Annotated in this window: 18 protein-coding genes and 1 tRNA gene; 15 read left to right on the top strand and 4 right to left on the bottom strand. The window is 71.1% G+C overall.

What is annotated here, in order from left to right:
* Complete coding sequence (locus ACYVAG_RS02525) at nucleotides 1-606, top strand: hypothetical protein (protein ID WP_460766050.1); 606 nt, start codon at nucleotides 1-3, stop codon at nucleotides 604-606.
* Nucleotides 607-675: 69 nt separating this feature from the next.
* Here the strand turns inward: ACYVAG_RS02525 and ACYVAG_RS02520 are convergent, their stop codons facing one another.
* Nucleotides 676-840: a hypothetical protein gene (locus tag ACYVAG_RS02520; RefSeq protein WP_460766048.1), complete on the bottom strand. Its 165-nt coding sequence runs from the start codon at nucleotides 838-840 to the stop codon at nucleotides 676-678.
* A 210-nt stretch (nucleotides 841-1,050) separates the two neighbouring features.
* On the opposite strand from ACYVAG_RS02520, the gene ACYVAG_RS02515 reads away from it, so the two are divergent.
* The 6 genes from ACYVAG_RS02515 to ACYVAG_RS02490 all read left to right on the top strand — a co-directional run bounded on the left by ACYVAG_RS02515 (nucleotide 1,051) and on the right by ACYVAG_RS02490 (nucleotide 7,774).
* Nucleotides 1,051-1,746: a 50S ribosomal protein L25/general stress protein Ctc gene (locus ACYVAG_RS02515; RefSeq protein ID WP_460766045.1), complete on the top strand. Its 696-nt coding sequence runs from the start codon at nucleotides 1,051-1,053 to the stop codon at nucleotides 1,744-1,746.
* Nucleotides 1,747-1,773: 27 nt separating this feature from the next.
* A complete protein-coding gene (gene pth / locus ACYVAG_RS02510; RefSeq protein WP_460766042.1) occupies nucleotides 1,774-2,370 on the top strand; it encodes an aminoacyl-tRNA hydrolase in 597 nt (198 codons plus the stop codon).
* A gap of 210 nt (nucleotides 2,371-2,580) precedes the next feature.
* The gene (locus ACYVAG_RS02505) at nucleotides 2,581-3,273 is read left to right on the top strand and encodes a type 1 glutamine amidotransferase domain-containing protein (protein WP_460766039.1); all 693 of its coding nucleotides are present in this window, start codon (nucleotides 2,581-2,583) and stop codon (nucleotides 3,271-3,273) included.
* Nucleotides 3,274-3,379: 106 nt separating this feature from the next.
* Nucleotides 3,380-3,673: a membrane protein insertion efficiency factor YidD gene (gene yidD, locus ACYVAG_RS02500; protein WP_460766037.1), complete on the top strand. Its 294-nt coding sequence runs from the start codon at nucleotides 3,380-3,382 to the stop codon at nucleotides 3,671-3,673.
* A gap of 117 nt (nucleotides 3,674-3,790) precedes the next feature.
* Nucleotides 3,791-7,360, top strand: coding sequence for a transcription-repair coupling factor (gene mfd / locus ACYVAG_RS02495; protein WP_460766034.1), 3,570 nt, complete (start codon nucleotides 3,791-3,793; stop codon nucleotides 7,358-7,360).
* Nucleotides 7,361-7,525: 165 nt separating this feature from the next.
* Nucleotides 7,526-7,774: a hypothetical protein gene (locus tag ACYVAG_RS02490; protein ID WP_460766031.1), complete on the top strand. Its 249-nt coding sequence runs from the start codon at nucleotides 7,526-7,528 to the stop codon at nucleotides 7,772-7,774.
* A gap of 135 nt (nucleotides 7,775-7,909) precedes the next feature.
* Here the strand turns inward: ACYVAG_RS02490 and ACYVAG_RS02485 are convergent, their stop codons facing one another.
* Both ACYVAG_RS02485 and ACYVAG_RS02480 read right to left on the bottom strand, forming a co-directional pair.
* A complete protein-coding gene (locus ACYVAG_RS02485) occupies nucleotides 7,910-8,053 on the bottom strand; it encodes a hypothetical protein (protein WP_460766029.1) in 144 nt (47 codons plus the stop codon).
* Nucleotides 8,050-8,250 carry a hypothetical protein gene (locus ACYVAG_RS02480; protein WP_460766026.1) on the bottom strand — a complete coding sequence of 67 codons (201 nt, stop codon included), beginning with the start codon at nucleotides 8,248-8,250 and terminating at the stop codon, nucleotides 8,050-8,052. The genes ACYVAG_RS02485 and ACYVAG_RS02480 overlap by 4 nt, the downstream gene beginning before the upstream one ends.
* 190 nt (nucleotides 8,251-8,440) lie before the next feature.
* Between ACYVAG_RS02480 and ACYVAG_RS02475 the strand changes: the two genes are divergently transcribed.
* The 8 genes from ACYVAG_RS02475 (at nucleotide 8,441) to ACYVAG_RS02440 (ending at nucleotide 13,586) form a co-directional block, all read left to right on the top strand.
* Nucleotides 8,441-8,953, top strand: coding sequence for a hypothetical protein (locus ACYVAG_RS02475; protein WP_460766023.1), 513 nt, complete (start codon nucleotides 8,441-8,443; stop codon nucleotides 8,951-8,953).
* 46 nt (nucleotides 8,954-8,999) lie between these two features.
* The gene (locus ACYVAG_RS02470) at nucleotides 9,000-9,581 is read left to right on the top strand and encodes a nucleoside triphosphate pyrophosphohydrolase (RefSeq protein WP_460766816.1); all 582 of its coding nucleotides are present in this window, start codon (nucleotides 9,000-9,002) and stop codon (nucleotides 9,579-9,581) included.
* Between the two features lie 88 nt (nucleotides 9,582-9,669).
* A complete protein-coding gene (gene eno, locus ACYVAG_RS02465; protein WP_460766020.1) occupies nucleotides 9,670-10,947 on the top strand; it encodes a phosphopyruvate hydratase in 1,278 nt (425 codons plus the stop codon).
* Between the two features lie 108 nt (nucleotides 10,948-11,055).
* Nucleotides 11,056-11,697 carry an FtsB family cell division protein gene (locus ACYVAG_RS02460; protein ID WP_460766018.1) on the top strand — a complete coding sequence of 214 codons (642 nt, stop codon included), beginning with the start codon at nucleotides 11,056-11,058 and terminating at the stop codon, nucleotides 11,695-11,697.
* The gene (locus ACYVAG_RS02455; protein WP_460766015.1) at nucleotides 11,694-12,224 is read left to right on the top strand and encodes a DUF501 domain-containing protein; all 531 of its coding nucleotides are present in this window, start codon (nucleotides 11,694-11,696) and stop codon (nucleotides 12,222-12,224) included. Before ACYVAG_RS02460 ends, ACYVAG_RS02455 begins: the two co-directional genes overlap by 4 nt.
* A 91-nt stretch (nucleotides 12,225-12,315) precedes the next feature.
* A complete protein-coding gene (locus ACYVAG_RS02450; protein WP_460766012.1) occupies nucleotides 12,316-12,714 on the top strand; it encodes a hypothetical protein in 399 nt (132 codons plus the stop codon).
* Nucleotides 12,715-12,771: 57 nt separating this feature from the next.
* Entirely contained in the window at nucleotides 12,772-13,020 is a 249-nt protein-coding gene (locus tag ACYVAG_RS02445; RefSeq protein WP_460766009.1) for a hypothetical protein, read from the top strand.
* Complete coding sequence (locus ACYVAG_RS02440) at nucleotides 13,017-13,586, top strand: ABC transporter permease (RefSeq protein WP_460766007.1); 570 nt, start codon at nucleotides 13,017-13,019, stop codon at nucleotides 13,584-13,586. The genes ACYVAG_RS02445 and ACYVAG_RS02440 overlap by 4 nt, the downstream gene beginning before the upstream one ends.
* Before the next feature lie 65 nt (nucleotides 13,587-13,651).
* Here ACYVAG_RS02440 and ACYVAG_RS02435 read toward each other — a convergent pair.
* A tRNA-Leu gene (locus ACYVAG_RS02435) sits at nucleotides 13,652-13,724 on the bottom strand.
* Nucleotides 13,725-13,850: the final 126 nt, after the last annotated feature.

The raw sequence follows: 13,850 nt of genomic DNA, 5'->3' as shown, positions 1-13,850 counted from the left end.
GTGCCCGCGGGACAGCGTCCGGTCGCGCGCCCGCGCAACCGCCGGTCCGCGGCGTACGCGGCCCTGGCCATCGGCGCGCTGGTGGTGGTTGGGGGAGTGGGCGTACGCGTGCTCGGCGAGGAGAACGACGGTGCGGCGACCGGCGGGGCGGCGGGGGCGCGGGAGATGCGCAACCTCGCGGTGGGGGACTGCCTGCGCATCGTCCCGAGGCCCGAAAAGGGGCGCGGGGCCAGCGGCGGCATGAACATCGCCCACGAGGAGGTCGCCTGCGATCGGCCCGGCGCGGTGACCTATGTCGTGGCCTCCGTGGCGCAGGGGCCGCTCGCGTGCCCGAACGCGAACTATCAGGAATATTGGGAGGTCGACGACCGCGACAAGAAGAACCCGCGGCGGTGGACGGCCTGCCTGGTGCCGAACCTCACCGTGGGGACCTGCTACCACGCCGACGACCACACCCGCGGGTACGAGGCGGGTGAGTGTGGCGCGAACATGCTCTTCAAGGTCGAGTCGGTGGCGCCGGTGGACGACGTGACGAAGTGCGGCGGGGCCACCGAGCCGTTCACGTTCCCGACCCCGGCCCGGACGTACTGTGTGACGTCGGTGTGAGGGCGGCCTTCGTCTGCGCGATCAGGGAGTCAGCGCGGTTGACCCGCTGAACAGGTCCAGCAGCGGGAATCACGCCACCGCGACGGCGACGACGCCGGCGATGACGAGCCCCCAGCGCGACGCGGGACGTTGCTTGCGCAACCCCACGATGACCAGTGCGACGCCCGCCGCGAACAGGCAGAGCAGCCACGCTGATGGTCCGATGATGACCAGTGCGGCGATGAAGATTGCCACAGCTGTCAGGCTGGTGGCGGTTCGGCGTCGGGTCGAGGTCCATGGTGGTCCTCCAGGGGGGAGGCCCCACGCTACCTCGTGACTTGTCCCGGCGACAGGCTCCGACTAGACTCGGCCCCTGTCTTGGCGAGGGACCACTGGTCCGTGATCGACTGGAATCTCCTCGTCCGTGCGCTTCGGCGCAGTCATCCACGACGTGAGGAGTCACCAATGTCCGACCAGCTCAAGCTGAGCGCCGAGAAGCGCACCGAGTTCGGCAAGGGTGCGGCCCGCCGCATCCGCCGCGCCGACAAGATCCCCGCCGTGATCTACGGCCACGGCATCGACCCGATCCACATCGCCCTCCCCGGTCACGAGACCCTGCTGGCGCTCCGCGTCCAGAACGCCGTCCTGACGATCGACGTCGAGGGGGACACCCAGCTCGCGCTCGCCAAGCAGGTCACGCGTGACCCGCTGAAGGGCTTCATCGAGCACGTCGACCTGGTCGTCGTCCGCAAGGGCGAGAAGGTCACCGTGGACGTCGCGATCCACGTCACGGGCGAGGCCGCTCCCGAGACCGTCGTCGTCGTCGACAACAACACCGTGTCGCTCGAGGCCGAGGCCACCAACATCCCCGAGTCGATCGAGGTCTCGATCGAGGGCATGCAGGCCGGCTCGCAGGTCCTGGCCAAGGACCTCACGCTGCCGTCGGGCTCCGTGCTCGCGGGCGACGAGGAGCAGCTCATCGTCAACGTGACCCAGGCCGTCTCCGAGGAGCAGCTCGAGGCCGAGCTCGCTGAGGCCGAGGCCGAGGCCGGCATCGAGCGCGAGGAGTCCGATGAGGAGGCCGCCGAGGCCGCCGAGGGTGACGCCGCCGAGGGCGAGGGCGACGCCGCTGAGGGCGACGCCGAGGGCGACAAGGAGTGATCCACTCCGTCCCCCAGGACTGAACAGATGTCATGGCTGGTGGTCGGGCTCGGTAATCCGGGCCCGACCTACGCTTTTCACCGCCACAACGTCGGCTTCATGGTCGTCGACGAGTTGGCGCGCCGGGCCTCGCTCGGCTTCGCGGCGCCTCGCGGCATGCGAGCCGAGGTCTGCGAGACCCGCATCGGGTCGGCCGGGACCGGCGTACCGTCGGCCGACGCCCAGCGCGTCGCCCTGGTGAAGCCGCGGACGTTCATGAACGAGTCGGGCCAGGCGGTCGGCAAGCTGGCGGCTTACCACAAGGTGCCGGTCAATCAGGTCATCGCGATCCACGACGAGCTCGACCTCGACTTCGGCGTCCTGCGCCTGAAGGCGGGCGGCGGAGACAACGGCCACAACGGGCTGAAGTCGATGCGGGCTCACCTCAGGTCGGGCGACTTCCTCCGCGTACGCGTCGGCATCGGCCGCCCGCCGGGTCGCCAGGCGCCGGCCGACTTCGTGCTGTCGAACTTCGCCGCGAACCATAAGGTGGACCTCGAGATCGAGGTGTCGCGGGCCGCGGACGCGGTCGAGGCGCTGGTGACCGAGGGGCTGCAGGCGGCGCAGAACCGGTTCAACGGCTGATCGATGCAACTGACCGGTCGGGTGGCGGAGTTCAGCCGCGTAGTCACGGCTCAACTCCGCCACCCGAGCGGTCAGGAAGCCCTTCCTGAACGCCGCCTGAGCCCAGTCTGGCCACCCGCTGAGGGTGTCGTGAGAGTCCCCTCATTAAGTGGGCACTCGCGGGGATATGTCGATAACGTCGAGGCGTCGCCGACCGAAGGAGCACCACCCGTGTCCCGCATCCTCATCATCGTCACCAGCGCAGACGAGTACGCCGACGCCGGCTATCGCACCGGACTCTGGCTCGGTGAACTCACCCACTTCTGGGACGTCGCCGAGAAGGCGGGCCACACCATGGAGATCGCGTCGATCGCGGGCGGCAAGGTCCCGCTCGACCCCGAGTCGCTGGGCGCGCCCGTCCTCGCGATGGGCGGCACCAAGAAGCGCTACCGCGACCGCAACTTCATGAACCTGCTCGTCGACACGAAGTCGGTGGCCCAGGTGAGTGCCGACGACTACGACGCCATCTATCTCACCGGCGGTCACGGCACCATGTTCGACTTCCCCGAGAGCCGCCACCTCGGTCGCCTCATCGGCGCGTTCGCCGACCAGGGCAAGATCGTCTCGGCCGTCTGCCACGGGCCGACCGGTCTGCTCAACGCCACGCGCGGCAACGGCAAGGCGTTCCTCGAGGGCTGCAAGGTGACCGGGTTCTCGTGGGCCGAGGAGAAGGTCGCCGGCCGTCGTGACGTGGTTCCTTTCAACCTGGAGAAGATGCTCGGGGCGAAGTCGCGCCGGTTCACCAAGGCCCGCGTACCCATGGGCAAGCACGTCGTCGTCGACGGCAACCTGGTGACCGGACAGAACCCGACCTCGGCCAAGGGCGTCGCCCAGGCCGTGGTCAAGCTGCTGGCCAAGCGCTGACCGGGCCCCACCTGACTCCGTTGGTCTCTTTGTAGACAGTTCGGGCAGCGGGGCCTCCCGGCCCCGGCGACATCGCTGCCGAGCACCCTCGACCGAAGGAGCCCGCATGTTCTCCCTGTCCTCACTCGCCGCCCGCGGCATCGACGCCTACCAGCGCCACCTCTCGCCCCGCAAGGGCTATCGCTGCGCCCACGCGGTACTCCACGGCGGCTCGGGCTGCTCGGGCGCGATCCGTGCCGAGGTGCTCGACCGCGGCCTCATCGGTGCGGCCATCCCCACCATCGGCCGGTTCGCGGCGTGCGCGTCCGCCTACCGCACCCTGCTCGGCATGCAGCGCAGCGGCACCCGCGTGGAGGGGTTCTGCTGCTGCAACGGGATCCCGATCCCGATCCGCTTCTGATTCACTCCTGACCGCCCGGGTGGCGGAGTTCAGCCGCGTAGTCACGGCTCAACTCCGCCACCCGATCGGTCAGTGGCGCGATTGGGTCCTCTCCCACCGACCGAGTAGCGTGTCCGGGTGATCCTGCAGGGACTCGTCAAGCTCGCATCCACCGATCCCGTCATCGCCGAGGCCTGCGATGACGCGCGCTCGCGTACCGTTTCGGCGTTGGACCTCACCGCGCCGCCCGCGCTGCGCCCCGTGCTCGCCGGCGCGCTGGCCGAGCACCGGCCGCTGCTGCTCGTCACCTCGACCTATCGCGAGGCCGAGAACCTCACCGCCGCCATCGGCGCGGTCATCGGCGACGCGCAGGTCGCCTACTACCCGGCCTGGGAGACGCTGCCCCACGAGCGGCTGAGCCCGCGGTCTGACACCGTCGGCCGCCGCCTGTCGGTCCTGCGCCGGCTCGCCGGCCGCGGCGGCGACGACGAGCCCACGCCCCGCGTGGTCGTGGCGCCCGTCCGCTCGGTGCTCCAGCCCCAGGTGACCGGGCTGGCCGACCTCACCCCCGTACGCCTCGCCGTCGGCACCGACCACGACCTCGACGGCCTCGCCCAGCGGCTGGTGGACGCGGCGTACCACCGGGTCGACCTCGTCGAGCGCCGAGGCGAGTTCGCCGTCCGCGGCGGCATCGTCGACGTGTTCCCGCCCATCGCCGAACACCCCGTGCGCATCGACTTCTTCGGCGACACCATCGAGGAGATCCGCACCTTCACCGTCGCCGACCAGCGCTCCACGGACACCACGCTGACCGAGGTCGTCGCCGACCCGTGCCGCGAGCTCCTGCTCACCCCCGAGGTACGCGAGCGCGCGACCGCGCTGGGCGAGCGCCACCCGGAGTTGGCCGAGATGCTCGAGAAGATCGCCGAGGGTCACGCCGTCGAGGGCATGGAGGCGCTCGCGCCCGCGCTCGTCGACGGCATGGAGCTGCTCGTCGACGTCATGCCCGCCGACACCCTCGTGATGGTCGCCGACCCCGAGCTCGTCCGCGGCCGCGCCGCCGACCTCGTCGCCACCAGCGACGAGTTCCTGCAGGCGTCCTGGGCCGCGGCCGCCGGGGGAGGGCAGGCGCCGGTCGACCTGGGGGCGTCCGCGTACCGCTCGCTGTCGGACGTCCGCGCCCACGCGCTCGGCCGCGGGCAGGGGTGGTGGAGCCTGAGCCAGTTCCAGGCGGCGCCCGGCGAGGCCGGCACCGTGCGTACCGACGACGGGGAGGTCGTCGACCTCTCCCTGGTCGGTGCCTCCGCCAGCGTCGAGTCGCGCATCATCGGCGCCCACGCCATCGACCCCTGGCGCGGCGACGCCGAGGCCGCAGTCACTGACATCAAGGGCCTGCTGGCCGACGACTGGCGCATCGTGCTCGTCGCCGAGGGCAAGGGTCTCGTCAAGCGCATGGTCGAGCTCCTCGGCGAGCACGAGGTCGGCACCAAGCCGGTCCGCGCCCTCAACGCGGCTCCCAAGAAGGACCTCGTCACCGTCGCGCTGGCCGACCTGCCCCACGGCTTCCGCCTCGACTCGGTCAGGCTCGCCGTGTTCACCGGCGGCGACCTGTCCGGGCGCGGGCCGGCCGACAAGTCCGCGCGGCGCATGCCGACGCGGCGCAAGAACCAGATAGACCCGCTCGAACTCGCGACCGGCGACCCCGTCGTCCATGATCAACACGGGGTCGGCCGCTATGTCGAGATGATCCAGCGCACCGCGGGGGGCTCGACGCGCGAATACCTCGTCATCGAGTACGCGCCCTCCAAGCGCGGCCAGCCCGGCGACCGCCTGTTCGTCCCGATGGACCAGCTCAACCTCGTCACCCGCTATGTCGGCGGCGAGGCGCCCACGCTCGACAAGATGGGCGGCGCCGACTGGAACAGGCGCAAGTCGCGCGCCCGCAAGGCCGTCCGCGAGATCGCCGCCGAGCTGATCAAGCTGTACGCGGCCCGCCAGGCCTCCCGCGGCCACGCCTTCTCGGCCGACACCACGTGGCAGCGCGAGCTCGAGGACGCCTTCGCGTACGTCGAGACCCCCGACCAGCTCGCCTGCATCGAGGAGGTCAAGCGCGACATGGAGCAGGTCGTGCCGATGGACCGCCTGATCTGCGGCGACGTCGGCTATGGCAAGACCGAGATCGCCGTGCGGGCTGCGTTCAAGGCCGTGCAGGACGGCAAGCAGGTCGCCGTGCTCGTGCCGACGACCATCCTCGTGCGCCAGCACGCCGAGACGTTCGCCGGCCGCTTCGCCGGCTTCCCCGTGCGAGTGGGCCAGCTGTCGCGGTTCCAGTCGCCGTCGGAGGCGAAGAAGGTACGCGAGGGCATCACCGACGGCACCCTCGACATCGTCGTCGGGACCCACGGGCTGTTGTCGGACCAGATCAGGTTCAAAGACCTCGGCCTCGTGATCATCGACGAGGAGCAGCGGTTCGGCGTCGAACACAAGGAGCAGCTGAAGAAGCTGCGCCTCAACGTCGACGTGCTGGCGATGTCGGCGACGCCGATCCCGCGCACGCTCGAGATGGCCGTCACCGGCATCCGCGAGATGTCGACCATCCAGACCCCGCCGGAGGAGCGCCACCCGGTGCTGACGTTCGTGGGGGCGTACGACCGGGCCCAGATCGGCGCCGCCATCCGCCGCGAGCTGTTGCGCGAGGGCCAGGTCTTCTACATCCACAACCGGGTGCAGTCCATCGAGCGCACGGCCCAACAGCTCGCCGAGCTGGTCCCCGAGGCGCGGGTCGCGACCGCCCACGGCCAGATGGGGGAGAAGCGGCTCGACCAGGTCATGCAGGACTTTGTCGACCGCAAGCACGACGTGCTCGTCTGCACCACCATCGTCGAGGCCGGTCTCGACATCTCGACCGCGAACACCCTGATCATCGAGCGCGCCGACATGTTCGGCCTGTCGCAGCTCCACCAGCTCCGCGGACGCGTCGGGCGCTCGCGGGAGCGGGGGTACGCGTACTTCCTCTATCCGCCGGACAAGCCGCTCACCGAGACCGCCCACGACCGGCTCGCCACCATGGCGGCCCACACGGACCTGGGCGCCGGCATGCAGATCGCGATGAAGGACCTCGAGATCCGCGGCGCCGGCAACCTGCTCGGCGGCGAGCAGTCGGGCCACATCGCCGACGTGGGCTTCGACCTCTACATCAGGCTCGTCGGCGAGGCAGTCACCGACTTCCGCAGCGACGGCACCGAGACCGCGACCGAGCCCGAGATGCGCATCGAGATCCCGGTCGAGGCCCACCTGCCCGAGGACTACGTCGGGTCGGAGCGCCTGCGGCTCGAGATGTACAAGCGCCTGGCCGAGGTGCGCGACGAGGCCGGCATCACCGAAGTACGCGCGGAGCTGGTCGACCGCTACGGCGAGCCGCCGGCGGCGGTCGACACGCTGCTCGAGGTTGCCCGGTTCCGGAACCTGTGCCGCGAGGCGGGGCTGACCGAGGTCGTGGCGCAGGGCCCGCAGATCCGCTTCGGGCCCCACGACCTGCCGGAGTCGCGGATGTTGCGACTCAAGCGCATGCACCCGCGCGCCGTGGTCAAGCCGCAGTGGATCCTGATCCCGCGCCCGCTGGCGGCGCAGGTGGGCGGGCAGGCGCCGGTGGACCGGGAGCTGCTGCAGTGGTGTGAACAGGTGGTGCGGGAGATCTTCCTGGCGTAGGGCGCGAATTGCGCGCTCGCTCTGGTCAGAACGGTGGACGATCGTCGTCCGCCCTGGGTGGGTAGGGCTCGCCAGCGAAGGGCGCGGCGTTGATGTCATCGGTCCCGGCACCGGTAAGGGGCCGATGTTTGGCCACGATCTCGAGGGCGGCTCGGAGCATCGCCCGTGTCGTGGCGCCCGGGTCGGGGCCGGGCCGAGGCCCTCGAGGCCGCCTGTCGCCAGCGCGCGGGCCGCCGCGTCGAGGGTGTGATCGAGATGGACCGCCGCGGCGGCATCGAGACGTCCGTGGACCTGGGCTGTGCCGTCCAGCTCGCCGATGATGTCCACGAAGCGATGGCGGCGAGCGCGTTCGCGACGCTCTTCTGCATCGTCGTCGAGCAGTGCAGTCAGCCGTTCGGCCTCGCGCATGAGTGAAGCCTCGGTCTGGCCGCCGGCGGTTGGGGAGAGGCGCGCGTCGAGGTTGCGGGCCTTGTCGAGGGGAAGCATTTCGGTGGCGCGTGCGACGTGACGGGCGACCCAGGCGCGGACGTTGCCGTTGATGGTGAGTTCCTACAGGATCGGCAGGCGGTGTCGGAGGTTCAGGACGTCGGCGATGAGGGTGTGGGCGGACTCCGGCGACAGGTGGAGGGCCGGACCCAGTTCGAGGGCGAGGAACTCCGCGACGCCAGGGGTGCCGGGGCCGCCGGGGTTCACGAGGCGCTCGCCGAACAGCACGTGGGGGCCGCGTCGCCGCGGGAGTCGAACGCGGAATCGTCAGTCACCGACCAGACATCGCACATGAGTGCCACGGTGGTCCGCTTGGTGATGTCGGCACGAACCTCGAGGGCGTGGGTCTCCTTGGCCGCCGCCACGAGTTCGCGTTTCGTCGGCATCGCGACATCGGTCGTCATGGAATCCACCCCCTCCCAACTCTTGCGTACCCTTCTATTTTAGTCCAGGTGTTCGAATAAAGCGAGAGGGGGAGTGCCCTAAGATGGGCCCGACTCGAGAGCACCTTCGAAGGGAATCGTTATGGGCAAGGGCCGGCTGGCGCAGATCTCTGGACGCATCGCAGGGGCGGGAGCCGCAGGCGTACTCGCCGTGTCTCTCACCGCGTGCGGGGCGGGCTCGCCGAGCACGGCCGCGATCGTGGACGGCCACCGCATCACCACCGGTGAGGTCACCAGCGCCACGAACGCCTACAACGAGGTCGCGGGCCAGCTCGCCCAGCAGCAGGGTCAGAAGGCCAGGCCGCTGCCGGAGTCGATCATCCTCAGCACTCTCATGCGCGGCGAGGCGTCCGCGTCGGTAGCCCGCAACCAGGGCCAGAACCTCGATGCCACCGCCGACGCGATGCTCGACACCGATCCCGAGCTCGCGCCGTTCGCCAAGGACGCCCGGGTGCGCCCGCTCTTCCGCGCGCTGGCGCGCACCCAGGTGCTGACCCAGGGCATCGGCGAGGACCGGGTCGACGCCGAACTCGGCAAGGTCGCCCACACCATCAACCCGCGCTTCGGCCTGACCGGGCTGGGCCAGGTCGCGTCCAACCCCCAGACCGGCGAGATCCAGACGACGTCGAACTCGCTGTCGCAGCTGGCCCAGGGCCAGGGCTGATCCGCCGGTGAGCGACGGGGGCGAGCTCGACCGCTTCGTCGGCGTCATGCGGCGCCTGCGGGTCGAATGTCCCTGGGACGCCGAGCAGACCCACCGTTCGCTGGTCCACTACCTGGTCGAGGAGACCTGCGAGGTCGTCGACGCCGTCGAGTCCGGCGACGACACCGACCTGCGCGAGGAACTGGGCGACCTGCTGCTGCAGGTGGTGTTCCACGCCACCATTGCCGAGCAGGAGGGCCGCTTCACCCTTGACGACGTCGCGCGCGGCGTGGCCGACAAACTGATCGACCGCCACCCCTACGTGTTCGGCGACGGTGAGGTCCCCGACGACCTGAATGCGACGTGGGAGGCCCGCAAGCGCGCCGAGAAGGGGCGGACCTCGTCGCTCGACGGCATCCCCGTGCGCCTGTCCGCACTCGCCCGCGCGAACAAGGTGGTGTCGCGGGCGCGCTCGCACGCGGTGCCGCTGGACCTGCCCGAAGAGTCGGTCACGGCCGAGGAGGTGGGCCGGGACGCGCTGGCCCTCGTCGCCCGCGCGCAGGCGTCGGGCGTCGACCCCGAACAGGCCGTACGCGACGCCCTGCGGGGGCTGGAGGACTGCGTACGCGAGGCCGAGCGACCCGCCTGAACCCGTCGCGGCCCGGAGTCTAGGGTTGGTGGTGAAGGTCGTGCCCGAGCGGCTCGACCACCTGTGAACCCACACGAAAGGCACCACTGTGGCAACCATCGAATTCGTCGACGCACGCGAGATCCTCGACTCGCGCGGCAACCCCACTGTCGAGGTCCAGGTCGTCCTCGACGACGGCGCCGAGGGTCGCGCGGCGGTCCCGTCGGGCGCCTCCACCGGCGCCTTCGAGGCCGTCGAGCTCCGTGACGGCGGCGAGCGCTATGGCGGCAAGGGCGTGCTGAAGGCCGTGGAGAACGTCATCGAGCAGATCGCCCCCGAGATCCTCGGCTTCGAGGCCTCCGAGCAGCGCCTCGTCGACGACGCCATGCTCGAGCTCGACGGGACCGACAACAAGGGCAAGCTCGGCGCGAACGCCATCCTCGGCGTCTCGCTGGCCGTCGCCCACGCCGCCGCCGAGTCGGCCGGGCTCAACCTCTATCGCTACGTCGGCGGCCCCAACGCCCACGTGCTGCCGGTCCCGATGATGAACATCCTCAACGGTGGATCCCACGCCGACTCGAACGTGGACATCCAGGAGTTCATGATCGCCCCGATCGGCGCCTCGACGTTCCGCGAGGCCGTCGAGATGGGCGCGACCGTCTATCACGCGCTCAAGAAGGTCCTCAAGGACAAGGGCCTGTCGACCGGCCTCGGCGACGAGGGCGGCTTCGCGCCGAACCTCGAGTCGAACCGCGCCGCGCTCGACCTGATCATGGAAGCGATCCACGCCGCGGGCTACACCCCGGGCGAGCAGATCGCGCTGGCGCTCGACGTCGCCGCGTCCGAGTTCTTCGACAACGGCTCCTACACGTTCGAGGGCAGGCAGCTGTCGGCCGCCGAGATGACGGACCTCTACGCGGAGTGGGTCGACGCCTACCCGCTGGTCTCCATCGAGGATCCTCTGAACGAGGAGGACTGGGACGGCTGGAAGACGATCACCGATCGCCTGGGTGCCAAGGTCCAGCTCGTGGGCGACGACCTGTTCGTCACCAACCCCGAGCGCCTGCAGCGCGGCATCGACACCCAGACCGCCAACGCGCTCCTGGTGAAGGTGAACCAGATCGGCTCGCTGACCGAGACCCTCGAGGCCGTCGAGCTGGCCCACCGCGCCGGCTATCGCTGCATGATGTCGCACCGCTCCGGCGAGACCGAGGACGTCACGATCGCCGACCTCGCCGTCGCCACGAACTGCGGCCAGATCAAGACCGGCGCGCCGGCCCGTTCCGATCGCGTCGCGAAATACAACCAGCTGCTCCGCATCGAGGAAGACCTCGACGACGCGGCGGAGTACGCGGGCGCCGCGGCGTTCCCGCGGTTCAAGGGCTGACTCCTCGCTCGGAGAACGTAGGAACGACGGCCGTGGCCGGGACCCAGGTCCCGCCACGGCCGTCCTCGTTCCCGGGAACCGGCGCTCCGCGCGCCTACACTGGCGGCGATGCCCAGCACGCCACGCACCTCCCGACCCGGAGCCGGCCCCGGCCGCGGAAAGCCGCGCCCCCGGTCGGTCGCGCGCGAACAGGCGACGCCGACGGTCACCGCCGAGCGGGTCCCCGAGGGGTCTGCCGACGAACAGCCGCGCGGCATCGGCGTCACCCGTCGCGCGGTGATCCTGATCGCCGTGCTGGCCTTCCTCCTCCTGTCGTACGCCGGCTCCCTGCGCATCTATCTGGACACCGAGCGCCAGAACGCCGAGAACGCACAGACGATCCAGAGGTCACAGGCCCACATCGACGAACTCAACGCCAAGCTGCGGCGCTGGGACGACCCCGACTTCGTGCGGGCGCAGGCGCGCGAACGACTGGGCTGGGTGATGCCGGGGGAGATCGGCTATCGCGTGATCGGGCCCGACGGGAAGCCCGTGGGCACCCGCATCGAGCCGATGCCGAACGAGGCCGCCCCTCCCCAGCGCCAGTGGTGGCAGCGCATGTGGGGAGCCATCAGGACGGCGGACACCCCCGTCCCGCCGCCGACCGCCGCCCCCACGCCGACCGCCGCGTCGGAGCGTCCGCCCCTGACCGACGGCACGCGCACCCCTGCGCCGAAGAAGACGCCGACGCCGACCAAGAAGGCCCGATGACCCGCACGTTCGAACCGATGACGCCGGCCGACGAAGCCGCTGTCGAGACCCAGCTCGAGAGGGCACCCCGTGGCGTCGCCGGCATCGCGTGGCGCTGCCCGTGCGGCAAGCCCGGCGTGGTCGCCACCGAACCGCGCCTGCCGAACGGGACGCCGTTCCCCACGACCTACTACCTCACGTGCCCCCGCGCCACGGCGGCCTGCTCCACCCTCGAGTCGCAGGGTGTCATGGCCGAGATGACCGAGCGGCTCGGCTCCGACCCAGAGCTGGCCCGCGCGTACGCGGGTGCCCACGAGGCCTACCTCGCCGACCGCGCAGACCTCGGCGACGTCCCGGAGATCGACGGCATCTCGGCCGGAGGCATGCCGACCCGCGTGAAGTGCCTCCACGTCCTCGTGGGCCATGCGCTCGCCGCCGGGCCGGGAGTGAACCCCCTCGGTGACGAGGCGGTGGAGGCTATCGGTGCGTTCTGGACGCGCCCGTGCGCGGGTCCCGACGACGCCGGGCCGAACCCCCCAATTCCGTGACCTGATTGATGCCTTTCGGCTCTGGAACGGCTCGGCCGACGGCCCCCGGGGCGCTAGGGTGCTCTCGAAGGGTTCGTGACTGGAGGTTCAGATGCAATCGTGGCAGTGGGCCCTACTGGCCGTCCCGGCCATCGTGCTGCTCGTGTCGATCGTGATGATCGTGCGCATCCTGACCGCATCGCGCCGCGCTCAGGCCCACGGCCCTGTCGAACCCGCACCGCGCGAAGAGGTCCCGCCCGTGGTCGATCACGAGCGCCCGGCCGACCGCGCCGATGGCGACGACCGCGACGATGACCGCCCGAGCCTGTTCTCCCGGCCCGACGACGAGGACGACGCCACCGAGACCGTCCCCTCAGCGCCGAACCCCGAACCTGCTGTCGCGCCGGCCTCGGCCGACTCCGCGGAGGAGGTCGACGCCGAGCGCGCCCTCAGCGGCAAGAACGCCGTGATCGAGGGCAGCGGCGCCCGCCCGCGCAACGCCGCGGAGTGATCGGCCCCCGGCCCCGAAGCGCCGCGTACGCCTTCGTGGTCCTCCTGGAGTGGGACCGTGCGCCGGCTCAGTGACCTCCTCGCCCGCCGCCGTGCCCTGGGCGACGTCCTCCTGGCGCTGGCGATCCTGCCGGTCTGCCTGCTCGACGCGTTCTCCCACGAGGTGACGTGGGGCAAGGGCCTCGTCCTTGCCGTCCCGTTCGTCGTCCCGCTGGCGGTGCGGCGCACCCGCCCCGTCGTCGCCGCCACCCTCTCGGTGGTGCCGCACGCGCTGCCCCGGGAGCGGTGGTCACGGAGGCGACGATGAGGGCGTTGGCGCCGCAGGCGGCGGCCGCGGCGTGGGTGCGGTTCGCCGAGGGAGCGAACATCGCCGACGCGATGGAGGGTCTGCGCGCGGCCGTGGCCGACGTGCCGGGGGCCCAGGTCGGGGGCGCCGCCGCCGAGCGGGCCGAGATGAAGAAGATCCTCGACGGGGTCGTCGCGGTCGCCCTGGCCCTGACGGCCGTCGCCGTGGCCATCGCGGTCGTCGGCATCGGCAACACCCTCGGCCTGGCCGTGCTGGAGCGGACGCGCGAGTTCGGTCTGCTGCGGGCGCTCGGGCTGACGCGTCGACGGCTGCGGATGATGCTGGGACTCGAGGCCGTCGTGCTCGCCGCCGTCGCCGTGCTGATCGGCGTCGGGCTCGGCATTGCGTACGGCATCACCGGCATCAGGGCCGTCGTGGGCACCGGGTTCACGGTCATCCCGGAGGTCCCGTGGGGCCAGCTCGCGCTGGTGGTCGCGTTCGCGCTGGCGGCAGGCTGGCTGGCCTCGGTGCTGCCGGGGGCGCGGGCCGCGAAGACCAGCCCGTCCGCGGCGCTGGCCGAGGAATAGACCCCATCCCCAGGGGGAGCGCCGCTCCGGGTCTCGTCCCGGGGCGGCGCTCTTTTCGCCCCCGGTGCCCCCGATGGGACTCGAACCCATACTTGGGCGGGTTTAAGCCGCCTGCCTCTGCCGTTGGGCTACGAGGGCTGCAGGGTGCAGGATACGGGGCTTCGACTCGCTGGCGCTCGCTCAGCCAACGTGGGGGGCGCTCGCTCGGCCGGGGCTTCGACTCGCTGGCGCTCGCTCAGCCAACGTGGGGCAGCCGGGGCTTCG

Source organism: Mariniluteicoccus flavus (assembly GCF_054776655.1).
This window is presented reverse-complemented; position numbering and strand designations above follow the sequence as displayed.